Annotated in this window: 2 protein-coding genes; both read left to right on the top strand. The window is 42.0% G+C overall.

Translation table 11 applies throughout. From position 1 onward, the window contains the following. Window positions 1-222 precede the first annotated feature (222 nt). Complete coding sequence (gene cysC, locus PX636_RS18250) at window positions 223-768, top strand: adenylyl-sulfate kinase (RefSeq protein WP_288118191.1); 546 nt, start codon at window positions 223-225, stop codon at window positions 766-768. A gap of 372 nt (window positions 769-1,140) precedes the next feature. After that, window positions 1,141-2,868: an ABC transporter ATP-binding protein gene (locus PX636_RS18245; protein WP_288118189.1), complete on the top strand. Its 1,728-nt coding sequence runs from the start codon at window positions 1,141-1,143 to the stop codon at window positions 2,866-2,868. Window positions 2,869-3,027: the final 159 nt, after the last annotated feature.

Genomic DNA, 3,027 nt, shown 5'->3' with positions numbered 1-3,027 from the left:
GGGGTGTGGGGAAGTGGGGAAGTGGGAAGTGGGGAGGTGGGGTGTGGGGAGGGGGAATGGGGAGGTGGGGTGTGGGGAGAATAAATAAAATAATCTCCTATCTCCTATCTCCTGACGACCGGCTCCTGACTCCTATCTCCTGACTCCTATCTCCTATCTCCTGATCACTGATCCCTGAGATATGGTACGCTAAACAGGATTTAAGTATTATTAATGGTTGCTATGAAACAGCGCGGCGTGACGGTTTGGTTAACGGGATTGAGCGGTGCGGGGAAAAGCACGATTACCGAGGCATTACAGGCAAAATTAATCGCTGAAGGTTATTCAATTGAAGTTCTCGATGGCGATATAGTACGGACGAACCTCACCAAAGGTTTAGGATTTAGTAAAGAGGATCGCGATGAAAATATCCGTCGCATTGGTTTTGTGTCTAATTTGCTCACCCGTCACGGTGTGATTGTCCTAGTTTCGGCTATTTCTCCCTATCGTGAGATTCGCGAGGAAGTACGGCAAAAAATTGGCAGTTTTGTCGAAGTTTTCGTGAATGCTCCCTTAAGCGTCTGTGAGGATCGCGATGTGAAAGGATTATATAAAAGAGCGCGTGCTGGCGAAATCAAGTCTTTTACGGGAATTGATGATCCCTATGAACCACCTTTTAACCCGGAAGTGGAATGCCGCACCGATTTAGAGACTTTAGAGGAAAGTGTCGCCAAAGTCTGGAACAAATTGACGGAATTAGGCTACATTCATCAAGCTGTGGCGGTTTAATCGCAGCATAACTTTGTATTGTTGGAAAACATCGTAGGGACGTGGACTACAAACGTCTCTACATCCTGATTAACCCCTTAAGCAAATTTGTTAGTCAATCTCCTTTTCTTCAGTACCTAAGCAAAGTTAATTATACCTCTGAGTAAACCTCTGGTTAAAGTGCAAGAGTGTCTAAACAGTAATCAGTAATCAGTAAACAGTAAGTAGGGAGGCACAATTATTTGTAGGATGGGTTAGCGGTAGCGTAATCCATGGGTGTGTTGGGTTTCATGCTTCAACCCAACCTACGTTCTGATAACTGATAACTGATAACTGTCTCGACTAGCAAATTAATTTTGCAGGAATACTTATATTTAAAGGCGCTAAATTATTTTGAAATCTCGCTCTAGTTATTGGAACCTCATTCCCTATCTCCGTCCCCAAACCCAAACAATTATTTTGGCGTTTATCTGTACGATCGGATTTACGGTATTTTGGCCGATTTTAGCTTGGTTAGCCGGACAAATGGCCAGATATATCGGCGAGGGAAATGTGCAAGCATTGGCGACACTTTCGGGGGTGGGGGCAGTGGTTTTTTTACTGCGGGGAATGTCTCAGTATGGGCAAGATTCCCTGATGGCAAAAGCTTCTTTAAAAATTGCCCTAGAATTAAGAAAAAAAGTTTATGCTCACCTGCAAACCCTCGGTTTAAATTACTTTGAAACGGCGAAAACTGGTGATTTATCCTATCGTTTAACGGAAGATATTGATCGCATTGGGGAAGTAATTAACAAATTTTTCCATGATTTTATCCCCTCAGCCTTACAGTTAATTGTCGTCTTTGCCTATATGTTTATTGTTAACTGGCAATTGACGATCGCTGTCATTATTATCGCTCCTTTGTTGGGAGTTTTGGTGGGATTTTTTGGTGAAAAATTATTACAATATGCTCGTCGCGCCCAAGCGAAAATATCTAATCTTTCTTCGTTATTAACCGAAGTTTTTGGCGGTATTCGTGTGGTGCAAGCTTTCGCTGCTGAAGATTATCAAACCGAGCTTTTTGCCCAAGAAGCGGAGGAAAATCGCCGCGCTCAATACCTATCAGAATCCACCAAAGCTTTACAATACGTCGTGGTGGGATTCTTACAAGCTCTCGGTGTCATCTTTTTATTCTTTCTCGCTGGTTGGCAAATTTCCCAAAAGAATTTAACTGGAATTGACTTTGTTAGTTATGTGGCAGCGGTGGCAATGTTAATCGATCCCATCGCCCATATTACCAGTAATTATAATCAATTTAAACAGGGGCAAGCCTCCATGGATCGGATTTTTGAATTGTTAGCTATTTTGCCAACAATTACCGAAAAACCGAATGCGATCAATCTGCAACCCCACAGCAAAGAAGTTGAATATTGTCAAGTAAATTTTTCTTACAATGAGGACAGACAGGTTTTAAAAAATATTAATTTTACTGCACACGCTGGCGAAATGATTGCTTTAGTGGGAGCATCGGGAGCGGGAAAAACCACTTTAGTTAATCTTTTATTGCGTTTTTATGACCCCACTTCTGGCAAGATTTTAATCGATGGGGTGGATATTCGTGATGTGACTTTAAAAAGTCTCCGGCGACAAATTGGCGTAGTTTTGCAGGAAAATATTCTCTTTTCTGGCACTATAGCCCAAAATATCGCTTTTGGCCAGGGAGATTTTAATCTGCAAGAGGTGGAAAAAGCGGCAAAAATTGCTAATGCTCATCAATTTATCGGTGAACTTTCTCAGGGTTACTATACCTATGTGGGAGAAAGGGGTGTTAATTTATCGGGTGGACAAAGACAAAGAATCGCCATCGCACGAGCGGTTTTATCTAATCCGAGAATTTTAATCTTAGATGAAGCGACTTCCGCGCTCGATTCGGAATCGGAAGCTTTAGTGCAGGAAGCTTTAGAAAGAATTATGACGGAGCGCACAGTATTTGTTATTGCTCACCGATTAGCAACTGTCAGAAAAGCTAACCGTATTTTAGTCTTAGAAAAGGGTGAAATTATCGAGGTGGGTAATCACGAGGAGTTATTAAATCTTAATGGTCGTTACGCTCAATTTCATGCTAGACAATTTCAAGATTAGTCTATTTGGCGTTAAGAGTTGGGCATTATTTCTGATTTTATCACTCAAGCCAAGTTTTTGGGGGGTAGAACCCCCCAAACCCCTAGGGTTGATTCAAGGTAGGGTTGATTCAAGGTAGGGTTGATTCAAGGTAGGGTTGATTCAAGGTAGGGTTGATTC

Source organism: Microcystis sp. M53598_WE2, assembly GCF_030067735.1.
Lineage (GTDB): Bacteria > Cyanobacteriota > Cyanobacteriia > Cyanobacteriales > Microcystaceae > Microcystis > Microcystis aeruginosa.
The sequence above is the reverse complement of the archived record's forward strand: the minus strand, read 5'-3'. Positions and strand labels throughout refer to the sequence as shown.